This window comes from Clostridium sp. FS41, from assembly GCF_000954015.1.
Classification (GTDB): domain Bacteria; phylum Bacillota; class Clostridia; order Lachnospirales; family Lachnospiraceae; genus Enterocloster; species Enterocloster citroniae.
Genome location: NZ_JYHN01000061.1, coordinates 286,075 through 306,885 on the forward strand (window position 1 = coordinate 286,075; position 20,811 = coordinate 306,885).

The 20,811-nt window shown below is 53.3% G+C and carries 20 protein-coding genes; 19 read left to right on the forward strand and 1 reads right to left on the reverse strand.

The window, feature by feature from the left end; all coding sequences use genetic code 11:
- The first annotated feature begins 32 nt into the window (after positions 1–32).
- From CLFS41_RS15880 to CLFS41_RS15965, 18 genes are all read left to right on the forward strand, one after another.
- Positions 33–788 carry a nitrogenase iron protein NifH gene (locus tag CLFS41_RS15880; RefSeq protein WP_007860988.1) on the forward strand — a complete coding sequence of 252 codons (756 nt, stop codon included), beginning with the start codon at positions 33–35 and terminating at the stop codon, positions 786–788.
- A complete protein-coding gene (locus CLFS41_RS15885; protein ID WP_007860986.1) occupies positions 785–2,041 on the forward strand; it encodes a nitrogenase component 1 in 1,257 nt (418 codons plus the stop codon). The genes CLFS41_RS15880 and CLFS41_RS15885 overlap by 4 nt, the downstream gene beginning before the upstream one ends.
- 1 nt (position 2,042) lies before the next feature.
- The gene (locus CLFS41_RS15890) at positions 2,043–3,254 is read left to right on the forward strand and encodes a nitrogenase component 1 (RefSeq protein ID WP_007860985.1); all 1,212 of its coding nucleotides are present in this window, start codon (positions 2,043–2,045) and stop codon (positions 3,252–3,254) included.
- Between the two features lie 80 nt (positions 3,255–3,334).
- On the forward strand, positions 3,335–4,504 hold the full coding sequence (locus CLFS41_RS15895) for an ABC transporter substrate-binding protein (protein ID WP_007860984.1): 1,170 nt from the start codon (positions 3,335–3,337) through the stop codon (positions 4,502–4,504).
- 15 nt (positions 4,505–4,519) lie between these two features.
- Entirely contained in the window at positions 4,520–5,533 is a 1,014-nt protein-coding gene (locus CLFS41_RS15900) for an iron ABC transporter permease (RefSeq protein ID WP_007860983.1), read from the forward strand.
- Positions 5,530–6,339: an ABC transporter ATP-binding protein gene (locus tag CLFS41_RS15905; protein WP_007860982.1), complete on the forward strand. Its 810-nt coding sequence runs from the start codon at positions 5,530–5,532 to the stop codon at positions 6,337–6,339. Before CLFS41_RS15900 ends, CLFS41_RS15905 begins: the two co-directional genes overlap by 4 nt.
- Positions 6,340–6,434: 95 nt before the next feature.
- The gene (locus tag CLFS41_RS15910) at positions 6,435–7,196 is read left to right on the forward strand and encodes an SDR family NAD(P)-dependent oxidoreductase (protein ID WP_045092814.1); all 762 of its coding nucleotides are present in this window, start codon (positions 6,435–6,437) and stop codon (positions 7,194–7,196) included.
- Positions 7,197–7,525: 329 nt separating this feature from the next.
- Complete coding sequence (locus CLFS41_RS15915) at positions 7,526–8,545, forward strand: alcohol dehydrogenase catalytic domain-containing protein (RefSeq protein WP_045092815.1); 1,020 nt, start codon at positions 7,526–7,528, stop codon at positions 8,543–8,545.
- Between the two features lie 25 nt (positions 8,546–8,570).
- A complete protein-coding gene (locus CLFS41_RS15920; protein WP_007860979.1) occupies positions 8,571–9,524 on the forward strand; it encodes a C-terminal binding protein in 954 nt (317 codons plus the stop codon).
- 187 nt (positions 9,525–9,711) lie between these two features.
- Positions 9,712–10,554 carry an IclR family transcriptional regulator gene (locus tag CLFS41_RS15925; RefSeq protein ID WP_007860977.1) on the forward strand — a complete coding sequence of 281 codons (843 nt, stop codon included), beginning with the start codon at positions 9,712–9,714 and terminating at the stop codon, positions 10,552–10,554.
- A 71-nt stretch (positions 10,555–10,625) separates the two neighbouring features.
- On the forward strand, positions 10,626–12,833 hold the full coding sequence (locus CLFS41_RS15930; RefSeq protein WP_007860969.1) for a DNA topoisomerase III: 2,208 nt from the start codon (positions 10,626–10,628) through the stop codon (positions 12,831–12,833).
- A 239-nt stretch (positions 12,834–13,072) separates the two neighbouring features.
- A complete protein-coding gene (locus tag CLFS41_RS15935; RefSeq protein WP_347468572.1) occupies positions 13,073–13,285 on the forward strand; it encodes a FeoA family protein in 213 nt (70 codons plus the stop codon).
- A 78-nt stretch (positions 13,286–13,363) separates the two neighbouring features.
- Positions 13,364–15,574, forward strand: coding sequence for a ferrous iron transport protein B (gene feoB / locus CLFS41_RS15940; RefSeq protein WP_347468547.1), 2,211 nt, complete (start codon positions 13,364–13,366; stop codon positions 15,572–15,574).
- Between the two features lie 84 nt (positions 15,575–15,658).
- Positions 15,659–15,928, forward strand: a complete 270-nt coding sequence (locus CLFS41_RS15945) for a transcriptional repressor (protein WP_007860964.1) — start codon at positions 15,659–15,661, stop codon at positions 15,926–15,928.
- A gap of 352 nt (positions 15,929–16,280) precedes the next feature.
- Positions 16,281–16,745 carry a hypothetical protein gene (locus tag CLFS41_RS15950; RefSeq protein WP_007860963.1) on the forward strand — a complete coding sequence of 155 codons (465 nt, stop codon included), beginning with the start codon at positions 16,281–16,283 and terminating at the stop codon, positions 16,743–16,745.
- Between the two features lie 124 nt (positions 16,746–16,869).
- Positions 16,870–17,535: a YkgJ family cysteine cluster protein gene (locus CLFS41_RS15955; protein ID WP_045092817.1), complete on the forward strand. Its 666-nt coding sequence runs from the start codon at positions 16,870–16,872 to the stop codon at positions 17,533–17,535.
- A 78-nt stretch (positions 17,536–17,613) separates the two neighbouring features.
- Positions 17,614–18,153 carry a nitroreductase family protein gene (locus tag CLFS41_RS15960; protein ID WP_045092818.1) on the forward strand — a complete coding sequence of 180 codons (540 nt, stop codon included), beginning with the start codon at positions 17,614–17,616 and terminating at the stop codon, positions 18,151–18,153.
- Positions 18,154–18,173: 20 nt separating this feature from the next.
- On the forward strand, positions 18,174–19,103 hold the full coding sequence (locus tag CLFS41_RS15965; protein ID WP_007860956.1) for a 2-dehydropantoate 2-reductase: 930 nt from the start codon (positions 18,174–18,176) through the stop codon (positions 19,101–19,103).
- A 19-nt stretch (positions 19,104–19,122) separates the two neighbouring features.
- Here the strand turns inward: CLFS41_RS15965 and CLFS41_RS30775 are convergent, their stop codons facing one another.
- Entirely contained in the window at positions 19,123–19,428 is a 306-nt protein-coding gene (locus CLFS41_RS30775; RefSeq protein ID WP_215630090.1) for a hypothetical protein, read from the reverse strand.
- Between the two features lie 469 nt (positions 19,429–19,897).
- Here CLFS41_RS30775 and CLFS41_RS15975 point away from each other — a divergent pair, with 469 nt between their 5' ends.
- Entirely contained in the window at positions 19,898–20,797 is a 900-nt protein-coding gene (locus CLFS41_RS15975; RefSeq protein ID WP_007860949.1) for a hypothetical protein, read from the forward strand.
- The last annotated feature ends 14 nt before the right edge of the window (positions 20,798–20,811 follow it).

The following is a 20,811-nucleotide window of genomic DNA, read 5'->3' on the forward strand; positions in this document are numbered from 1 at the left end:
TCTATAACAATGAAGGGACAATGAGGAAAACCATGAAGAAGATAGCAATTTACGGAAAAGGCGGAATTGGAAAATCCACCACCACATCCAATCTGTCCGCGGCTCTGGCAGCCCGGGGCCTGCGCGTTATGCAGATCGGGTGTGATCCCAAGGCTGATTCCACGAAAAACCTGATGGCGGGAAAAAAGATACCCACCGTACTTGACCAGATACGTCAGAAAGAAGAGGCGGTGAGCCTGGAGGATATTGCATTTCGGGGATATGGAAATATTGTGTGCGTGGAATCAGGGGGCCCCACCCCCGGGATCGGATGTGCGGGAAGAGGCATCATTACTGCCTTTGAAAAACTGGAGGAATTGGAAGCATATGAGGTGTTCCGGCCGGATGTTGTTTTTTATGATGTGCTGGGGGATGTGGTCTGCGGAGGATTTGCCATGCCCATACGGGGCGGGTATGCGGACCATGTGATGATCGTCACATCCGGGGAGATGATGGCTCTGTTTGCGGCTGACAATATTGCCCACGCCATCCGCAATTTCGGGAAAAGGGGTTACGCAAAGCTGGCAGGCTTTATCCAGAACTCCAGAAATGTGGAGGGGGAGGACGAGCGGGTGCGCCTGGCGGCGGAGGAGAACGGAACAGGGATCCTCCACATCGTGCCCCGGGACCGGTCGGTACAGCTGGCGGAAAACCAGGGCATGACAGTGATAGAGGCATATCCGGACAGCCCTATGGCAGCTTGCTACCAGGCGCTGGCCGATAAGGTACTGGAGGTGACGGGAGTATGAGCTGCTGCTTTGAAAATACCCTTCACTATTCTTCCCCGGGTCACGGAGACTGGGGCGTTGTGAGGATCGGGATGCTGGCGCCGGAAAGCGTACAGCTGTTTGTATGTCCCAGTGCCTGCGGAAGGCATGGGGCAATAGGGGCCATGAAACAGGGGCTGAAGGACCGCCTTTTTTACCTGTATGTCAGCCAGAGCGATATTGTGGATGGATATGACCCGCTGATACCGGAGGCTGTAAAGAATGTGCTGGAGGCCCTGAAAAAACAGCCAAAGGTATTTTTTATCTTTGTGAGCTGCCTGGACGATCTCATCGGGACAGACCACGAGGCACTGCTGGAGGAGCTGGGAAACAGTTATCCCGGCATACAGTTTCGGGTCTGCCACATGAATCCCATTTCCCTGGGGTCCAAAACACCGCCTCCCGTATCTATCCAGAATAATCTGTACAGCCTTCTGGAGCCGGCACAGGACCGGGACAGCGGAGTAAACGCAGTGGGAAACCTGGAGCCGGTTGCCCTGTCCAGTGAACTTTACCCCTTCCTTAATACATACGGAGCCGGAGAACTGCGCCACATTTCCAGGTACACTGTATATGAACAGTACCAGGAGATGAGCAGAAGCAGGGCCAACCTTGTGATTGGGCCGCCCGGAAGGCAGGCCGCCGGGCAGATGGAGGAACGCCTGGGGATTCCCTGGGTCTTTATTCCGGTATCCTATGATATGGAAGAGATTGAGGGGGGCTATGCCAGGCTGAAGCAATTGCTTGCCCCGGATGCGGAGGACTGCTTTGACTTTGCCCCGGCCAGGGAACGGGCTTTAAAAGCAGTGGAGAGGGCGCGGCGGAGGGTGGGGGATATTCCTGTCATCATTGATGCGTCCGCCACGGTCCAGCCCTTTGGCATGGCAAAAGCGCTCCTTACTTACGGATTTCAGGTGACACGGGTGGAAGCCCAGGATTGTATGCCCTTTGACAGGGAACATATGGAATGGCTGGTACGGAATCATCCCAAGGTGGAGATCTGCCAGCCTGAACATCACCGCGCCGTGCTGTTTTCCCGCAGGCTGGAGTACAGCCTGGGAATCGGTGTGGAAGGGGCGTACCTGGCCGGCTCCAGGCATGTGGCGGATCTGTTTAATGACGCAGGCATGTTTGGCTATGACGGGATCGTCAGGCTCATGGGGCTAATGGAAGGCGCAATGGAGGCTGAGGTGGATTTGGAACAGATGATTAATGGATACGGATTGGTGGTGTGATATGGCTAAATTATCAATATGGCTTCCTCCCTTTTCCCCGGATTATTCCGGAGTTTCAGCGGTTCTCTTTGACCTGGACACGGTGACGGCAATGCATGATGCCTCGGGCTGTACGGGAAATTACACGGGGTATGATGATCCCAGGTGGTATGGCTCCCGATCCGGAATTTTCTGTTCCGGGCTCAGGCAGATGGATGCGGTGCTGGGGGATGATGAAAAACTTATGGAAAAGATGGAGGCGGCCGCAAAGGACTTAAAGCCGGATCTCCTGGCCCTGGTGGGAAGCCCGGTGCCCATGGTGATCGGGGCGGATCTGAAAGGGATCGCATATGAACTGGAGGAACGGACCGGGATTCCCGGTTTTGGCTTTGACACTACAGGCACGGCGTATTATGACAGGGGAGCCTTCCTGGCAGCCAGGGAATTGCTGGACCGGTTTGCGCAACCCGGGGAAATGCAGCAGGGCCGGGTGAATATCCTGGGTGCCCTTCCCATGGATTTTGGGGACGGAGAAAATATCAGCTGCCTTAAGACTTGTCTTAAACAGAATGGGTACGAGACAGGCCTGTGCCTGGCAATGGATTACAGCCTGGAGGATCTAAAAAAGGCCGCTAATGCCCAGGTCAATCTGGCGGTATCCAGATTTGGTTACCTGACTGCCCTGTATATGGAGCGAAGGTTCCACATCCCCTATCTTTGCGGTTTTCCGGTGGGGGAAAAGGGACAGGAGGATTGGCTGTCCGCTGTAAAAAGGGTGGCACAGACCGGCAGGACGGAAATGCTCTGGGAGGCGGATACATCCGTGGCTGACGCTGCATCCGCGACCGGCAGTTCCGCCCGCGTTCTGATCATAGGGGAACAGGTGATGTCGGACTCCATCAGGTATGCCCTGAACAGGGACTTTGGATTCACGTCCGTGACAGTGGGGTGTCTGTATGGAATGGAGCAGGCGCTGGCATCCCCCGGAGATATGGACCTTGGGGACGAGGGCCGGATCAGGGCGGCGGTTAACAGCCCGGACTATGAGATGATCATAGCTGACCCTTTCATCCAGCCTCTTTTGGAGGAGGGCTCAGACAAACAGTTTTTACCCATTGCCCAGTACGCGATATCCAGCAAACTGGGAGTGGAATACAGTGCCTGCGTTGCAGGCGTACATTTTAACCAATGGATGTGCGCTCGGAGTCTCCCCGGAACCCGTCTTTGGGGCTGATGTTCCGCCGGCCCCACACAGATCGGTCTGGTTGCCGGGAGATTCCAAGAGTACACATAGTTTCAAGGGAGGATAAACAAATGATCAAACGAAATGCAGTGACAGCCGCCTTGCTGGCGGCAGGTATGGCAATATCTCTCATTGGCTGTGGTTCGGGTGCGGCAGGAACCGCTTCCGTCCAGGACACCCAGGCCCGGGAAACGGTCCTGGACCATTCTCCGGACCAGTCCCCGGAGGGAGAGACGCGTATTGTGGTGGACCACACGGGAAGGGAGATTGAGATTCCGGCAGAGATCAACCGCATTGTCATCTCGTCCCTCCTGCCCCTTCCCTCCGTGTACAGCCTGTTTGAGGGCTCGGCGGAGAAGCTGGTGGGCATCCATCCGTCTTCCATGGCAGCGGCGGAGAATTCGATCCTGCCCAAGGTGGTGCCTGACATACTGGATGTAAACACGGATTTCCTTCAGGGAGGGGAGCTGAATATTGAGGAACTGCTGAACCTGAAGCCGGATGTGGTGTTCTACAGTGCCAACAATACGGAAGAATACGAAAAACTGGCGGCGGCAGGCATACCTGCGGTTGGGTTTTCCACCTCCAATTGGGACTTTGACTGTGTGGCAACCTTTGAAAACTGGGTAAAGCTCCTGGGTGAGGTACTGGGCCAGGAAGATAAGGCGGCCGGGATCGCGGATTATGGACACCAGGTATATGACGAGGTACAGGCTGTGCTAAATGGAGCAGGGGACATAGAAAAGCCAAGGGTATTGATCCTGTTTAATTACGCAAACGGGGTGATCAAAACCTCGGGCAGCAATTTCTTTGGACAGTACTGGATCGAGTCCACCGGCGGCATCAATGTGGCCGCGGACCTGACCGGAACGCCTGAGATCAACATGGAACAAATCTATGAGTGGGATCCCGATATCATATATATTACAAATTTCAGCCCCTATCTTCCTGAGGACCTGTATGACAACACCATTGAAGGCCATGACTGGAGCAGTGTGAAGGCGGTAAAAGAAGGAAAGGTCTACAAGTTCCCTCTGGGCATGTACCGCTGGTTCCCGCCTGCATCAGACACACCGCTGGTATTAAGGTGGCTGGCACAGAAAAACCAGCCCCAGCTGTTTGCGGATGTGGACATGGAACAGGAAGTGCGCACATACTATGAGCGTTTTTACAATGTGGCGCTGTCGGACGAGGACATCACACAGATCTTTAACCCGGCCAGGGAAGCGGCAGGGAACTAAATGCAGGAGCCTGGTATGGAGAAAATAAAAAAGAAACACAACCTGATGAGCCTTGTCATATTCCTTTTGCCCATTGCGGTAACTATTATCTGTATTGGAATCGGAAGGTATCATATATCGCCTCTGGAATCCCTGCAGATATTAGTGTCGCCCCTCACCGGGCAGGAGGTGGATCCCCAGGGCTGGTCCGTGGTTTATCATGTGAGGCTGCCCAGAATCATGCTGGCCCTTGTGGCCGGCATGGGCCTGTCTATATCAGGCGCGTCCTTCCAGGCACTGTTTTCCAATCCCTTAGCTACCCCGGATACGCTGGGGGTGGCCACGGGCGCATCCTTTGGCGCGGTGCTGGCCCTTTTGTTTACCAGAAATGTGTTTGTGGTGCAGCTGGCAGCCCTGGCCATGGGATTGGCAGCCCTGGCAGGAACCTGCATGATCAGCAGGCTCAATGGAAAAAGCAGTATCCTTATGGTGGTTTTGGGAGGAATGGTGGTGTCATCCCTGTTCCAGGCCCTGGTATCCCTGGTAAAGTATGTGGCTGATCCGGACGAGGACCTGCCTGCCATCACATACTGGCTGATGGGAAGCATGTCCAGGGCCACCTATCAGGGGCTGGCAGTGGGGATCCCGCTGATCTTACTGGGCGTGGCGCTTTTGTTCCTGCTGCGGTGGAGGCTTAACATCCTGTCCCTTCAGGAGGATGAAACCAGGGCCCTGGGAATCGATGTCAGAAAACTGCGGATAATGGTCATGGCAGCTTCCACCCTGGTGACCGCATCCTGCGTTTCACTGTGCGGGCAGGTGGGATGGGTGGGACTTCTGATCCCCCATGTGGCCAGAATGCTCTACGGAAGCGATAACCGCAAGATCATTCCGGTGAGCATGGGTCTGGGCTCTGCCTTTATGGTGGTGATCGACACAGCGTCCAGGGCGGCCACGGCCGCGGAGATACCGGTGTCCATACTGACGGCCATTATAGGCGCGCCCTTTTTTATCATACTTTTACGCAGGACAGGAGGTGCCAGACTGTGAGATTTGAGGTAAGGAACGGAAATTTCGGATACGGGGCATCCCAGGTCCTTCACCAGGTGTCCTTTGACCTGGAGGGGAATCAGGTCCTGGCAGTGCTGGGGCCCAACGGCGTGGGAAAGACCACCCTTTTAAAATGTATGATGGGTCTGCTGAAGTGGGACTCCGGGGAAAGCCGGATCGATGGCGTTCCCATGAATACACTGAAACATTCTGAAATATGGAAACGGATCGCCTATGTTCCCCAGTCAAAGGGAATATCCTTGTCCTACACGGCCCTGGAAATGGTGGTCATGGGACGGTCGGCCCGCCTGGGGCTTTTTGCCCAGCCCTCAAGGGAGGATATGGAGGTGGCAAAAGCATCCATGGAGGAGGTGGGCATTACCTTTCTTATGGATAAACCCTGCAGCCAGATGAGCGGAGGAGAGCTTCAGATGGTCCTTATTGCCAGGGCACTCTGTACACAGCCGGAAATGCTCATCTTGGATGAGCCTGAATCCAATCTGGATTTTAAGAACCAGCTGGTCATTCTGGATATGATCAGGCAGCTGTCCTCCAACCGGGGCATAGGAGCCATTATCAACACCCATTATCCGGCCCATGCCTTAAAAATCGCGGACAAAGCGCTGATATTAAACCGGGACAAAAGCAGCTTTTACGGGGGAGCGGGGGAGACGATTACGGAGGACAATATGAAGAAAGCGTTTGCAGTGGAGGTAAAAATCGCGGATTACTACTATGAAGATGTGAATTACCCCAATGTGATACCCATCCGGGCCTTCAGCCCCATGAGCTCCCATTCACTGTAAAAGCCCTTGATTTTTACAGAAAAAGATGTTACTCTTAGTTTAACATTTCACACACAACCGGCTCCTGAACCACACACATCCAGGAGGGTAAAAGAATGAATTTATTTGATCTTACAGGCAGGAAAGCAATTGTAACAGGCGGAACCAGAGGGCTGGGCCACGGCATGGCCGAGGGTCTGATGGAGGCTGGAGCCGAAGTGGTTATATTCGGCAGTTCCGAGAAAGTACATGATGTGGCCACACAGTTCTGTGACCGCGGATTTAAGTGCCATGGCATTGCGGTGGATCTGGGGGACAGTCAGGCCAGGGCAGATGCATTTGCTGAAGCAGTGAGCGCCATGGGCGGCCTTGACATCCTGGTGAACTGTGCCGGCATCCAGAGACGTCATAAGAGTGAGGAATTCCCGCTTTCAGATTGGGAAGCAGTTATGAATGTGAACCTGACAGCACCCTTTGAACTGTGCCAGATGGCGGCCAGGGAATTTATGGCCAAGGAGAAACCGGGAAAGATCATTAACATTTCCTCCATGCTGGCATTTTTCGGCGGCTTTACCGTGCCTGCATATGCTGCATCCAAGGGAGCTGTTACCCAGATGACCAAGGCGTTCTGTAATGAGTGGGCAAGCAGGAATATCAATGTAAACTGCATTGCACCCGGCTATATGGACACGGAGATGAACACAGCGCTGACAGACCCGTCCAATCCAAGATATGCGGAGATCACAAACCGCATACCTGCACACCGCTGGGGAACCCCGGAGGATATGAAGGGGGCTGTTATTTTCCTTGCATCCCCTGCATCCGACTATCTGAACGGAGCCGTGATCCCGGTGGACGGAGGATATCTGGTTAAGTAAGAAGTTTACAGTTTTATACATATTATGGAATAGTATACCAACACCGCATCTGGTTTATCCGGATGCGGTGTATTTTTTTGCTAAAGCAGCAGGAATTATATTGACATCATAGATAAAATGTGATTAAATTAATTCATAAGATAAAAAACAGGAACATTGTTCCGAATAACGGAACAAAAGCCGGTTGTAAAGTGTGAATGTGTGAAATGTGTGAGTTAAGCCAAGAAAGGCCAAAGTAAAAATTAAGCAAAGCCAAAGTGAAAACAAAGCAAAGCCAAAGTGAAAACCAAGTAAAAACATGTGCAGCGGAGTAAGGAGGATTACAGATTATGAAGACATTGGTATATGCAGCGCCAGAGAAAGTGGAAGTCCGTGATATGCCGGTACCGGAGCCAAAGGAAGGGCAGGTAAGGATCCGGGTATCATACTGCGGTATCTGCGGGTCTGATATTGGTATTTTTGCAGGCAAGCATCCCCGGGCAAAGGCTCCCCTGGTGCTGGGCCATGAATTTATCGGAACCATTGAATCCATCAATGGAGGAAACGGCCGGTTTAAGGTGGGCGACAGGGTATCCCCATACCCCCTTCTCTCCTGCGGACACTGTTTTGCATGTAAGACAGGCATTCCCCATGTATGCCAGACCTTAAAGCTGATCGGCATTGATGTTGACGGGGGTATTGCGGAGTACGTGACCTGTGACGAGAATGTATTGTTTAAGATCGATGATGAAGTTTCCGACAAGGCAGCTGCAGTGATCGAGCCTCTGGCAGTGATCGTCCGCACCATGCATCAGGCGCGTTTCCAGACCAGGGATACAACAGCCATCATCGGAGCAGGCCCCATCGGCATTCTGACAGGTATCGTGTTAAAGCACGCAGGCGCTTCCAGGATCATTATCTCCGATGTGGATGAGGCAAGGCTGGCCATGTGCAGGGAATTTGGTTTTGAGACAGTGAATGTAAAGAACGAGAGCATGGTCGATTATGTGAATAAGGCCACAGACCATGTGGGCGTGGATGTGGTGTTCGAGTGCAGCGGTTCCGAACCATCAGCCCTGGAGGTCACAAAGCTCTGCCGCATTGGCGGCATGATCTGTCTCACCGGTGTACATAAGGTTCCCCATGCAGTTAATCTGCAGGATGTGAACTTCAAGGAGCAGACCCTGGTGGGAAGCCGTGTTTACACACTGCGTGAGTTCGGCCAGGCCGTGGAGTACGCAAAGGAGATCGCTCCTGAGCTGGAGAAGATCGTTACACACATAGTTCCGCTGGCAGAGTCTGAGAAGGTATTTGATCTGATCAAAGATCCTTCAGAGATGACAGTGAAGGTTTTGGTTGACTGCAGATAAGGATTCATAACTAGGAGGAAAGACCATGAAGATCATTGTAACCGATTGTGATCACGACAATATGATCCAGGAGGAGGAAGTGTTCGGCAAAGCCGGAATGACCTATACTCATCTTGCGTGTAAGACAGAGGATGACCTGATCGAACAGGCCAAGGGCGGGGAGATCATGATGACCCAGTATGGTCCCTTCAGCCGCCGGGTGATGGAGGCCTTAAGGCCGGAACTGAAGCTGATCCTCAGATACGGTGTCGGAGTGAATACCATTGACCTGGAGGCGGCGACCCAGCTGGGTGTGCAGGTATGTAATGTGCCTGACTACGGCATGAACGAAGTGGCCGACCAGGCCATGGGTATGATGCTGGGCCTGGCGCGCAAGATCTGCGAGATGAATGACTGCACCAAGCACAAGACCTGGAATTATACGGAGGCTATTCCGGTGCACAGGATCCCCGGGTCTACCGTGGGGATTGTGGGCTTTGGAAGGATCGGCCGCACCTTTGCAAAGAGGATGATGGGCTTTGACTGCAGGCGGATCGCATGTGATCCCGTATACGAGGAGGGAAGCGTCCATGAGGGAGTGGAGATCGTGACACTGGATACCCTGCTTAAGGAATCGGACATGATCTCCGTTCACTGCCCCCTGCTTCCTGAGACCATGAACATGATCAACATGGAGGCGTTTAAGAAAATGAAGCCCACGGCATACCTGGTCAACACAGCCAGGGGAGGGATCGTCAACGAGGGGGACCTGTTGACCGCCCTTCAGGAAAAGATGATCGCAGGGGCTGCCCTGGACGTGGTTTCAGAGGAACCCATGGAAGTGGGAGCCGCCCTGTTTGAGTTTGATAATTTCCTGTGCAGTCCTCACATGGCATGGTATTCCCAGGAATCAGCCCTGGAATTAAAGCGCAAGATCGCAGAGGAAGCAGTTCGCTTTGCAAAGGGAGAGCCTGTGATGTATCCGGTGAATCATCTGTAGCAGGCCGCGGTACACCAGACCGCAATGCTGCAGTCTGCAATGCAGCAGGCCGCGGTACACCGGTCCATAGTATAATAAAACAAAACCAAATGGCCCGTGCATGGGCCGCATCAATAAGGGTGCCGCGCCAGCGGTGCCCTTTTTTTAACGGAGCGTGTTTGAATTGCACCGGAATCGGAACTGTGTTATGATACTGAATGAATATCAAATACCGGGCCGCCCAGGCAGGGCCGGGACAGAATACGGAGCGGGACAGAATATGGCAAGGGAAACAATACAGTCCGTTGAGCGGACATTTCAGGTAATAGAGCTTTTGGCGGAAAAGGGTGCCATGGGGGTGCGGGAGATCGGCCATGAGACAGGCCTTCATTCCACTGTGGTGCACCGGGTGCTGGGTACCCTGGTGGATATGGGGTATGCAGACCAGGAAGCTGAGACCGGGAGATACCTTCTCACCTACAAAATGCTGGCAGTGGGCAACTGTATCCAGGAGCGCAACAGCGCGGTAAAGCTGGCCCATCCATATCTGGCCGCATTGTCGGAGGAGTGCAGGGAGACCGTACACTTTGTGGAGCGGGCGGGAACCAACATCAGGTACATTGATAAGATTACACCCACGGCCAACATGTTTGCCACCGGTTCCCATGTGGGCCTGGAATTTCCGCTGGCCGGAACAGCGGTGGGCAAGGCCATACTGGCGGAACTGTCTGAGGAGGAAGTAAAGGCAGTATGGCAGGACAGCCATATTGTGCAGTACACGGCCCATACCATCTGCGACCTGGACCGGCTTCTGAGCGAACTTAAGGATACCAGGAAAACAGGGTTTGCCTATGACAGGGAAGAGCGGGAAGCAGGACTGTTCTGCGTGGGCGTCAGTGTGCCGGACTACAGGGGGATGTACAATTATGGGATCAGCATCTCCGCTCCCCTTGCCAGGATGCAGGACGAGCGTCTGGAGGAAGTAAAGCAAAAGCTTTGGGATACAAGGGAAAGAATCACCAGTATCATAGGCGCCAGAAGAAAGGGATGAGCATTAAAAGGGGAAAGAGGATGGGGCGGCTGAAACATAGATCAAAAATAGAAGTATAGGAGTCAGGAAAGATGAAATCACTTGTAATCGCGGAAAAACCATCCGTTGCCCGGGATATTGCCCGGGTATTGAAATGCGGTAAGAACCAGAACGGAGCTATTGAGGGGGACCGCTATATCGTCACATGGGGACTGGGCCATCTGGTCACCCTGGCGGATCCGGAGGATTATGACAAAAAATATAAGGAGTGGAAGATGGAGGACCTGCCCATGCTTCCGGATGTGTTTAAGCTGGAGGTGATCGGGCAGACCGCCAAGCAGTACCATGCGGTGAAAACCCAGATCCACAGAAAGGATGTGGGGCTCATCATCATTGCCACAGATGCAGGGAGGGAGGGGGAACTGGTTGCCCGGCTGATCCTGAAAAAAGCGGGCAGCAATAAGCCCATAAAGCGGCTGTGGATCTCATCTGTCACGGACAAGGCCATCAGGGAGGGATTCGCCAACCTGAAGGACGGAAAGGAGTATGACAGCCTCTATGATGCGGCCATGTGCAGGGCCGAGGCGGACTGGATGGTGGGGATCAACGCCACCAGGGCATTGACCTGCAAGTACAACGCCCAGCTTTCCTGCGGGCGTGTCCAGACCCCTACCCTGGCCATGATCGCAAAGCGGGAGGCGGATATCCGCAGCTTTGTGCCCAAACCCTTCTACGGCCTGCAGGCAAAGGGGGATGGGCTGACCCTCACATGGCAGAACCAGGCATCGGGAAGCTTCTGTACTTTTGACAGGGACCTGGCCCAAAACATTTTGGAGAACCTGAAAGGGGAGACGGGAGTGGTGTCCCAGGTGAAGCGAACCCCGAAAAAGACATTTGCCCCCCTGCTCTACGACCTGACGGAGCTTCAGCGGGATGCCAACAGACGGTTCGATTATTCTGCCAAGGAGACATTAAATATCATGCAGCGCCTGTATGAGAACCATAAGGTGCTGACTTATCCCAGAACGGATTCCAGGTACCTGAGCAGCGATATCATCCCTACGCTGAAGGAGCGGCTTAAGGCCTGCGCCGTAGGACCATACCGCGCCCTTGCAGGCAGGCTTGCCATGCAGGCTTTGCCGGCCAAGCCCTTTTTTGTGGACAACTCAAAGGTATCTGACCACCATGCCATCATTCCCACGGAACAGTTTGTACAGCTGGACCACATGACCATTGATGAGCGCCGTATTTATGATCTGGTGGTGCGCAGGTTCCTGGCAGTGATGTATCCGCCCTTTGAGTATGAGCAGACCAGTGTGAGTGTGCAGATTGGCGGGGAGAGTTTTATTGCCAGGGGTAAGATTGTGAAGGAGCAGGGCTGGAAGGCGGCCTATGACAATGGGGCCGAGGGGGAGTCCCAGGATGATGAGGAGACGGCGGAAGGGGTGCCGGTAAAGGAACAGCAGCTTCCCGACCTGAAAAAGGGGGACAGGGTCGCGGTCCTTTCCCTGTCCATGACAGAGGGAAAGACAAAACCTCCGGCACCGTTTAACGAGGCCACTCTGCTCTCGGCAATGGAGAATCCGGTGGCCTACATGGAGTCCAGGGACAAGGCCATGGCAAAGACACTGGGGGAGACTGGGGGATTGGGAACCGTTGCCACCAGGGCGGATATTATTGAAAAATTGTTTTCCAGTTTTCTCCTTGAAAAGAGGGGAAAGGACATTTATCTCACATCCAAGGCCAAGCAGCTGCTGGAGCTGGTGCCCGAGGATCTGAAAAAGCCGGAGCTTACCGCCGACTGGGAGATGAAGCTGTCAAGGATTGCCAAAGGGAATCTGAAGCGCGGGGCCTTTATGTCTGATATCCGTGTCTATTCCCAGGCGCTGATCGGCCAGATCAGGGCAGGGGAGGGCAGCTTCCGCCACGATAATCTGACCAACACAAAATGTCCGGTGTGCGGAAAGCGGATGCTGGCCGTGAAAGGAAAGAACAGTGAGATGCTGGTGTGCCAGGACCGGGAGTGCGGCCACAGGGAAACGATCTCCCGCACCTCCAATGCACGCTGCCCGGTATGCCATAAGAAGATGGAATTAAGAGGCAAGGGGGAGGGACAGATTTTTGTGTGCAGATGCGGGCACAAGGAAAAGCTTTCCGCCTTCCAGGACAGGAGAAAAAAGGAAGGGGCAGGTGTGTCCAAACGGGATGTGGCAAACTATTTGAACCAGCAGAATAAAGAGGCCAAAGAACCGGTTAATAATGCATTTGCCCAGGCATTGTCAGGGATCAAGCTGGATTAGAAACTGAAAAAATTTCTTGACAATTCAGTTAGCAGATGCTAATCTATATATGCAGTTAGGAGAACCTAATTTCTCCTGCTGCATATTTTAGCATATATGTTCGTTTATATGGTTAGCTTCAGGTACGCCCCGGCGTACGTGTGCCCGGCGCACGTCATGCTTAGCATGACATACTGCATACGCGCGCCTTAAGCAGTCTGCCGGAGGTAGGGATGAACTTACTGAGCAAAGGAGTGATCATGATGCCTTTAACAATGGCCAGTGTTGGCGAGGTCGTATCGATCATACGGATTGGCGGCAAAGAGGAAGTAAAGCGTCATCTGGAGTCCATGGGATTTGTACCCGGTACCCACATTACAGTGATATCTGTAAACAACGGCAATGTGATCGTGGGAATCAAGGAATCCCGGGTTGCGATCAGTAAGGAGATGGCCAATAAGATCATGGTTTAGATCCGCGCGGTACATATGAAAGAACATTTTTTATTACATATGAGTTAGTTGAAACTAATACATAGTCCGAAGGAGAGTATGGAAATGTCGATAAAGATAGCGCTGGCCGGCAACCCCAACTGCGGAAAGACCACACTGTTTAACGCCTTGACGGGTTCCAACCAGTTTGTGGGAAACTGGCCCGGAGTTACGGTGGAGAAAAAGGAGGGAAGGTTAAAGGGAAACAAAGATGTGACCATTGTAGACCTTCCGGGAATCTATTCCCTGTCACCCTACACCCTGGAGGAAGTGGTGGCACGGAATTACCTGATCAATGAACGGCCGGACGCCATACTGAACATTGTGGACGGGACCAACCTGGAGCGAAACCTGTACCTTTCCACCCAGCTGATCGAGCTGGGGATCGGAATGGTCATAGCTGTGAATATGATGGATATCCTGGAAAAGAAGGGCGATACCATTGATGTGAAAGCCCTGGAACGGAACCTGGGATGTCCGGTTGTGGAGATTTCAGCCCTGAAAGGCGCAGGTGTGTCCAGGGCCGCGGCAAAGGCAGTGGAGATTGCCAAGTCAGGGGAACCTGAACCGGAGGAAGTATTTTCAGGTGCAGGAATCCCCTTTATGCCGGTCCGCCGCTTCAGCGAGGATATGGAAGCCGTGCTGGAGGAGATTGAGCGTTACCTGGATGATGAGATTCCGGAAAACCAGAAACGTTTCTATGCGGTGAAGCTGTTTGAGAGGGATGAGAAGATCGCTGTCCAGATGCACCGGGTACCCAATGTGGAGGCCATTATCAAACGGGCTGAGGACGCCATGGATGATGATGCACAGAGTATCATGACCAATGAGCGCTATACGTATATCGCGTCCATGATCGGACAATGTCACAGTACAAAAAGAGGACGGGAACTAAGTGTTTCCGACCGGATCGACCACATTGTGACCAACCGCTGGCTGGCTCTTCCCATCTTTGCTGCGGTGATGTGGCTTGTCTACTACGTGTCGGTTACCACGGTTGGAACCTGGGCCACGGACTGGGCCAATGACGGGGTGTTTGGAGAAGGATTCGCGCTGTTTGGTCTGGAAGTGCCCGGCATACCGGTGGTGGTGGGGAATTTCCTGGAGACAGTGGGCTGCGCTCCCTGGCTTTCCAGCCTGATACTGGACGGGATTGTGGCAGGCGTTGGCGCTGTGCTGGGATTTGTGCCCCAGATGCTGGTGCTCTTTATCTTTTTGGCATTCCTGGAATCCTGCGGATACATGGCCAGGGTCGCCTTTATCATGGACCGTATTTTCCGGAAGTTCGGTCTTTCCGGTAAGTCCTTTATCCCCATGCTTATCGGCACGGGATGCGGTGTGCCGGGCATTATGGCAAGCCGCACCATTGAAAATGACAGGGACAGGAAGATGACCATCATGACCACCACGTTTATCCCGTGCGGCGCAAAGCTTCCCATCATCGCGCTGTTTGCAGGCGCATTGTTTGGCGGCGCTTCCTGGGTGGCGCCAAGCGCGTATTTTGTGGGGATTGCGGCCGTCATCTGTACCGGTATTATCCTGAAAAAGACAAGAATGTTCGCAGGGGACCCGGCCCCATTTGTCATGGAACTTCCGGCCTACCATCTGCCCACGGTTTCCAATGTGCTCAGAAGCATGTGGGAACGGGGGTGGTCCTTTATCAAAAAAGCCGGTACGGTTATTCTTTTATCCACCATGTTTATCTGGTTCACGTCCAGCTTCGGCATTGTGGAGGGACGGTTTGGGATGGCGGAGGACCTATCCCAGGGATTTCTGGCTAATATCGGAAGCGCCATTGCCTGGATTTTCACGCCTCTGGGATGGGGGAACTGGCAGGCGGCAGTGGCAGCCATCACAGGCCTTGTGGCAAAGGAAAATGTGGTGGGGACTCTGGGGATCCTTTACGGGTTTGCCGAGGTGTCCGAGGACGGGGCTGAGATATGGAGTACACTGGCCGGCAGCTTTACAACAGTGAGCGCCTACTCGTTCCTGGTGTTTAACCTTTTATGCGCTCCCTGCTTTGCGGCAATGGGAGCCATCAAACGAGAGATGAACAATCCAAAATGGACCTGGTTTGCAATTGGTTATCAAACCGGTCTGGCATATGTTTCATCCCTGTGTATCTACCAGCTGGGTACATTCATTACCACGGGTGACTTTGGGATCGGAACAGCGGCGGCACTGGCAATGCTGGCATTATTCATATATCTGCTGGTCCGTCCTCACAGGGAAAGCAAGATGTTAATTGTTAACGCAGGTGCAAATGCCTGACAGCCGGGACCGGACCCCGGGTATGTCCCGGACATATGCTCCGGGGCCCGGAACCGGCAGAATTCAGAAGGAGGTAATTCTTATATGTGGCAGAAGGAACAGGTCATCCATGAACTTCAGAAAAGCGGCAGACGGGTAACGAAACAGCGGGAGATACTTCTGGAAATTATTCTGGATGGTACATGGAACTGCTGCAAGGAGATATACTATGAAGCGATCAAGAAGGACCCATCCATCGGGCTGGCAACCGTGTACCGGATGGTAGGGACTCTGGAGGAAATCGGTGTGCTCACCAGGAGTTACCGCTACTGCCTTCCCGCAAGGGAACCGGAGAGCGGTCAGCTGGGAGCTTAGAAAAGGAATATGGCAGGAGGGACAATGGCCGGAAACGGGCTGTCCCTCTTTTTTATATCATAAGAAATTCATCTGGGATCCCCGGTGATACCAAAAACGTTCTCCGGGGGTCGCACTGCGGCGGAAGGGAAGATGCCGCTGAAGCGGCCCGCCGCAGGCGGAGAATCCTGCGGGCAGAATTCTTTATTCTAAGGACCAGAGGGTCAGGGAGATTGAGCAGGAGGCGGCAGCCCTGGTCCTGGTACGGGAACTGTGCGGCGAAATCAGGGACCGGGAATGGAAGTTTGATACACTGGACCCGGGATTCCTGGATCTCAGGTTCAGGGAAATGAAGATGACAGGAGGTTCTTTTATGAAGAAAGACAGAATTGATAAATGGTGCAGGATCAGGGATCTGGCATTCCTGTTCTGTTTTGTGTGTATTGTATCCATGATCATGTTTCCCATCAACAGCATTTTGGGGTTACATGTGCCCAAGGGGATACTCACCGTATGGACGGCGGTCATAGGGATTTCACCCTTTCCGGCACTGATCCTGCGGGCCGTCACGGCCAGAAGAGCCAGATGGGATGTGCCGGATCTAAACCGGATCCTGCCAGACAGCGGAAGCATGTTAAAGGAGGTGGAGCGGGGTAAGGGGAAGGGGTATGAAACCGCAAAACAGTTTAACCAGGTGTGCCTGCTATCCCTCCTTGTGCTGCCCATAAACCGTATGCTGGGTATCACGCTGCCGGTATGGGTCATGGGAATCTGGACGGCGGTGGCGGCAGGATCCGCGGTCACACTGATGGTCATGAAAAACAGAGCCCCCCGGTGAACCGGGAAAAAGAATCGAAAAACCACAGTTGCGCCGGGATGGAAAAGAATGGTATACTTACAGCATACATGGCTGTACAGGTATCATCATACCGGTAAATTAAATGAAGCGAGAGGATTTTGTTATGGAGCGCAATGTCAGTCTGGAAGAGATATCAGACGGAAAACGATATGAGGGCAATGATCTGGTAAAAGCAGACTGCGGTGACTGTGAGGGATGTTCGGCCTGCTGCCAAGGCATGGGAAGTTCCATTCTTTTGGATCCCTATGACATAAAGCGTATGGAGGAAGGGCTGTGCATGGATTTTAACCAGTTGATGGCGGGCCATATTGAGCTGAATGTGGTGGATCATGTTATTCTCCCCAACCTGAAGATGACTGGAAGCGGGGAGAGGTGCAGTTTTCTGGACGGACATGGCAGGTGCAGCATCCATCCGTACCGTCCCGGCTTTTGCAGGCTGTTTCCACTGGGAAGGGTATACGAGGACCGTTCCTTCCGGTATTTTCTGCAGATCCACGAATGTCCCAGGGAGAACCGGACCAAGGTCAAGGTACGCAAGTGGGTGGATACACCGGACTTCAAGTCCTATGAACGGTTTGTGGCGGACTGGCATTATTTCCTCAAGGACCTGGGAGAGCGGCTGAAGGAAAGTGGAAACCAGGAAACTATAAAAGCCGTGAACATGTATGTGCTGAACCAGTTTTATGTCACGCCTTACAAGGCAGGGGAAGATTTTTATCCCCAGTTTTACCGGCGGCTGGAAGCAGCCGCAGCCATTGCAGCTGTTTGATGTTCAGCATTGGAACGCTGCTTCTGAGGGCCGCACCCTGTTGGGGCGGGCATGGATCAAAACAAGGAGGATGGATAAATGGATCTGGATATGATATTAAAAGAGAGAAGAAGTATACGCAAATTCAGGGAAGGGGCCGCGGTGGACCCGGCCCTGGTGAAGGAGATGCTGCAGGCCGCTGTCCAGGCACCGTCCTGGAAAAATTCTCAGACAGCCAGATATTATGTGGTCATGTCCAAAGAGATGTTAGGCAAGGTAAAGGCATCCTGCCTTCCGGAATTTAATCAGAAAAACTGCAAGGATGCCCCTGTGCTGATCGTCACTGCATTTGTAAAAAACCATTCCGGCCATGACAACCAGGGGAACCCGGTCAATGAAGTGGGCAATGGATGGGGCTGCTATGACCTGGGCCTCCACGACAGCCATCTGATACTGAAGGCAAAGGATCTGGGACTGGATACCCTGATCATGGGAATACGTGACGCGGATGCCCTGAGGGAGCTTCTGGACATAGGCCAGGACCAGGAGGTGGTGTCTGTCATTGCCGTGGGATACAGGGATATTGACCCGGCAGGGCCTGGCAGGAAGGGTCTGGACGAGACCGCACGCTTCTATTAAAGGATGGAGGATTGATTTATATGGACAGGATCAGGCGGGTATCCATTGTGGGAATGGGAGCCCTGGGTATTTTATACGGGGATTTTTTTGCAGGGACCCTGGGGCAGGAGCAGGTGACGTTCCTGGCTGACAGTGACAGGGTGAAGAATTATAAGGATCATCCGGTATACTGTAATGACAGGGAATGGAGGTTTCAGGTTCAGGACGGGGCGGTGCCGGATTCCAGGGGAGCGGCGCAGCTGATACTATTTGCCGTTAAGGCCACGGCATTGGAGGCAGCGGCCCGGGCTGTTAAAAACCAGGTGGGGAAGGATACGATCATACTGTCCGTGCTCAACGGCATCAGCAGCGAGGAAGTTATTGGCCACATCCTTGGGAGGGAGCATATGCTGTACTGCGTGGCCCAGGGCATGGATGCGGTGAAGCTGGGAAACCGGCTTACATACTCCCATATGGGAGAGATCTGCATCGGCATACCTGAGTCCGAGGCGGAAAAGGAGCCCCTTTTGAAAAAGGTCACAGACCTGTTTGATGAGACAGGGCTGCCCTACACAAGGGAAGCCGATATTCTGCGCCGTCTCTGGTGTAAATGGATGCTTAACGTGGGGGTGAACCAGGCTGTTATGGTGGCCGAGGGAACCTATGGGACCGTGCAGAAGCCGGGCAAAGAGCGGCATATGATGATGGATGCAATGGCAGAGGTAGTGGCCCTGGCGGAAAAGGAGAACATACAGGTGACAGGAGAGGATCTGCAAAGCTATGTGGACCTGGTGGATACCCTGAATCCGGAGGGAATGCCCTCCATGCGTCAGGATGGTCTGGCGCACAGGCGGTCCGAGGTGGAGTTTTTTGCAGGCACAGTGATCCGGAAAGCAGAAAAGCACGGACTGGATGTGCCGGTGAACCGGGAACTGTACCAAAGGATCACAGAGATGGAGAAGGCATATTAGGCTTCAGGAATGGTTTATATCATAAAAGGGACAGGAGCATGGGAAATGCCGCCGTATGGGCAGTGGTTCCCGGCCCCCTGTCCCTGATCATTTTGGGGTGATTGATTCCACCTATATGCATCCATCTGGGCGTTACAGTGGACGCATCTAAGAACATACAGCCCTGAACTTTGGCAACCTCCTCATACAGTGGGGAAAGGCTGCGGGATTTGGCCGGAGCCGTGAGGCCAAAGCTGGCATATGGGCAGTGGACCATGTCCTCGCCGATATAGACCGGTGAAACGATCAGGACCTGGGGGATCTTGTATCCCGGGCCGTAGTCCATATGCTGCATCATGCAGCAAAGGCGTTCCATCCCACACCGTGGTGCGTGAGCCCATTCCCTCCTGGATGACATAGTATTCGGGACCTGACAGGACCTGCAGGCGTCCGGGCCACCGGGTATTCCAGGCATGGCGGCCTCCCTTGGGATTGGTGCCGAAGGTATTGGAATCCCCAAAACAGAGAAGATTGATCATGAACAATGCCTCCTTATTTTTTGCTGATTCCTATGATATTACAAGTGATAGTAAAATGCAGGGATTTATGATAAAATATACAAAATATAATATGTACTCCCGGAGTCTCCCCGGCACCCATCTTTACGGCTGATTTCCCGCCAGCCGCACACAAATCTATTCAACGTACACACCGTGTACGCCTCATAAATTTATGCACAACTGACAAAAAATCATCTCGCAAATCTGAGTACCAGGAGACTCCGAGAGTACACAAAACTGTAACAGGAGGAAACAATGAAAAATCTGCCTAAGGAGTTTTTTGGGAGGACGGCGCGGGCTATACTGTTTATCGGCCTTGTGGTTGTATTTTGTACCACCGTGTCAAGCGCAGGCATGTTCCTGGCATCCAGGTTCGGACTTACCCAGTCCAGGGAGCAGGTTCCCCTGACCGCTCTATCCATTGGACGGGACGGGGAGGTTAAACTGCCCCAGAGAGGGAAGATGGTAGAGGGAAATGGATGGAAGCTGAGAAATTCCAGGGACATATACACGCTGACACTGGATAATGCAGTGATCGAGGAAGCGGAGGAGGGGGAAGCACGGGCGGCTGTCTGCATTTCCGGGGATCTGATCATGGAACTGAGGGAAGGCAGCGGAAACTGGATACACTCTGAGGGGGTGGGGATATTGGCGGACTCCGGAACCCTGGTCATCCGGGGAAACGGCAGCCTGGAGATCAGCGCGGGACAGACCGGCATTGACGCAGCGGATCTGGAGCTGGCCGGAAAGGAGAGCGTGATCCGGGCTGAGGCTGAGGATGGGATCGGAATACGGGCCGCATCACTGGCTGTGGATGAAGGTCTGGGACAGCTGAAGGTCAGTGGAAATTCAGGGGCGGTGATCACGGCAAAGCCGGAACCGGCGTCTCCGGATCTCCGGATCCATAAGGATGTGCAGATCACCCCTCAGTCCACAGGAATCAGGGAGTTTAAGAGCACTTTTATAGGCGGCAAAAGCGGCAAAGATGGCAAGGATGGCAGAGATGTCAGGGATGGAGCCGGTGAGAAGGAAGCTGAAGGGGAAAAGATCCGCTATAATGTGAAGACCTTTTCCTCGGAAGCCTCGGTGGCCTATGATGAGGGGACAGGCTGCTTTGCGGGGGCAAAAAAGGAGATCACCCTTACGGGAAAATAATAAAAATAAAAGTA

Excerpts from the sequence above, each read along its gene's own strand:
- CLFS41_RS15880 (WP_007860988.1), top strand. The coding sequence starts at position 33 with ATGAAGAAGATAGCAATTTACGGAAAAGGCGGAATTGGAAAATCCACC.
- CLFS41_RS15885 (WP_007860986.1), top strand. The coding sequence starts at position 785 with ATGAGCTGCTGCTTTGAAAATACCCTTCACTATTCTTCCCCGGGTCAC.
- CLFS41_RS15890 (WP_007860985.1), top strand. The coding sequence starts at position 2,043 with ATGGCTAAATTATCAATATGGCTTCCTCCCTTTTCCCCGGATTATTCC.
- CLFS41_RS15895 (WP_007860984.1), top strand. The coding sequence starts at position 3,335 with ATGATCAAACGAAATGCAGTGACAGCCGCCTTGCTGGCGGCAGGTATG.
- CLFS41_RS15900 (WP_007860983.1), top strand. The coding sequence starts at position 4,520 with ATGGAGAAAATAAAAAAGAAACACAACCTGATGAGCCTTGTCATATTC.
- CLFS41_RS15910 (WP_045092814.1), top strand. The coding sequence starts at position 6,435 with ATGAATTTATTTGATCTTACAGGCAGGAAAGCAATTGTAACAGGCGGA.
- CLFS41_RS15915 (WP_045092815.1), top strand. The coding sequence starts at position 7,526 with ATGAAGACATTGGTATATGCAGCGCCAGAGAAAGTGGAAGTCCGTGAT.
- CLFS41_RS15920 (WP_007860979.1), top strand. The coding sequence starts at position 8,571 with ATGAAGATCATTGTAACCGATTGTGATCACGACAATATGATCCAGGAG.
- CLFS41_RS15925 (WP_007860977.1), top strand. The coding sequence starts at position 9,712 with ATGATACTGAATGAATATCAAATACCGGGCCGCCCAGGCAGGGCCGGG.
- CLFS41_RS15930 (WP_007860969.1), top strand. The coding sequence starts at position 10,626 with ATGAAATCACTTGTAATCGCGGAAAAACCATCCGTTGCCCGGGATATT.
- CLFS41_RS15935 (WP_347468572.1), top strand. The coding sequence starts at position 13,073 with ATGATGCCTTTAACAATGGCCAGTGTTGGCGAGGTCGTATCGATCATA.
- feoB (WP_347468547.1), top strand. The coding sequence starts at position 13,364 with ATGGAAATGTCGATAAAGATAGCGCTGGCCGGCAACCCCAACTGCGGA.
- CLFS41_RS15945 (WP_007860964.1), top strand. The coding sequence starts at position 15,659 with ATGTGGCAGAAGGAACAGGTCATCCATGAACTTCAGAAAAGCGGCAGA.
- CLFS41_RS15950 (WP_007860963.1), top strand. The coding sequence starts at position 16,281 with ATGAAGAAAGACAGAATTGATAAATGGTGCAGGATCAGGGATCTGGCA.
- CLFS41_RS15955 (WP_045092817.1), top strand. The coding sequence starts at position 16,870 with ATGGAGCGCAATGTCAGTCTGGAAGAGATATCAGACGGAAAACGATAT.
- CLFS41_RS15960 (WP_045092818.1), top strand. The coding sequence starts at position 17,614 with ATGGATCTGGATATGATATTAAAAGAGAGAAGAAGTATACGCAAATTC.
- CLFS41_RS15965 (WP_007860956.1), top strand. The coding sequence starts at position 18,174 with ATGGACAGGATCAGGCGGGTATCCATTGTGGGAATGGGAGCCCTGGGT.
- CLFS41_RS30775 (WP_215630090.1), bottom strand. The coding sequence starts at position 19,428 with ATGGACTACGGCCCGGGATACAAGATCCCCCAGGTCCTGATCGTTTCA.
- CLFS41_RS15975 (WP_007860949.1), top strand. The coding sequence starts at position 19,898 with ATGAAAAATCTGCCTAAGGAGTTTTTTGGGAGGACGGCGCGGGCTATA.